This is a genomic window from Escherichia sp. E2661 (assembly GCF_004745185.1).
Classification (GTDB): domain Bacteria; phylum Pseudomonadota; class Gammaproteobacteria; order Enterobacterales; family Enterobacteriaceae; genus Escherichia.
In genome coordinates this window covers 1-1010 of the sequence record NZ_PDIG01000066.1, presented here as the reverse complement: position 1 = coordinate 1010, position 1010 = coordinate 1, and the positions used below count along the sequence as shown (strand labels likewise).

Sequence of the window (1010 nt, the reverse complement as noted above, 5' to 3'; positions counted from 1 at the left end):
TGCTGACACGTCGATGCTCAGACGTACGAGCTGTCTCGATCGATGCTCAGACGTACGTAGCTTGTACATCGATCGATGCTCGACGTACGTAGCTGTACATCGATCGATGCTCAGACGTACGTAGCTGTACATCGATCGATGCTCAGACGTACGTAGCTGTACATCGATCGATGCTCAGACGTACGTAGCTGTACATCGATCGATGCTCAGACGTACGTAGCTGTACATCGATCGATGCTCAGACGTACGTAGCTGTACATCGATCGATGCTCAGACGTACGTAGCTGTACATCGATCGATGCTCAGACGTACGTAGCTGTACATCGATCGATGCTCAGACGTACGTAGCTGTACATCGATCGATGCTCAGACGTACGTAGCTGTACATCGATCGATGCTCAGACGTACGTAGCTGTACATCGATCGATGCTCAGACGTACGTAGCTGTACATCGATCGATGCTCAGACGTACGTAGCTGTACATCGATCGATGCTCAGACGTACGTAGCTGTACATCGATCGATGCTCAGACGTACGTAGCTGTACATCGATCGATGCTCAGACGTACGTAGCTGTACATCGATCGATGCTCAGACGTACGTAGCTGTACATCGATCGATGCTCAGACGTACGTAGCTGTACATCGATCGATGCTCAGACGTACGTAGCTGTACATCGATCGATGCTCAGACGTACGTAGCTGTACATCGATCGATGCTCAGACGTACGTAGCTGTACATCGATCGATGCTCAGACGTACGTAGCTGTACATCGATCGATGCTCAGACGTACGTAGCTGTACATCGATCGATGCTCAGACGTACGTAGCTGTACATCGATCGATGCTCAGACTGTACGTAGCACGTACATCGATCGATGCGCGCAGACACATGGCTAGGGTATTGCGCAACGCGTAGCGCCATTGTGCCAGCGTGGCCTTAAACCAGGGCAGATTGCGCAGAGACCATGACCAGGCGTTCATTACTGACCTACTGCGATACTACAGGTTG

Annotated in this window: 1 pseudogene; it reads right to left on the bottom strand. The window is 51.1% G+C overall.

Annotated features, from left to right (window positions below):
* Positions 1-871: 871 nt before the first annotated feature.
* Positions 872-982: pseudogene (locus CRI63_RS24625) on the bottom strand (hypothetical protein); the annotation flags it as partial.
* Between the last annotated feature and the right edge of the window lie 28 nt (positions 983-1010).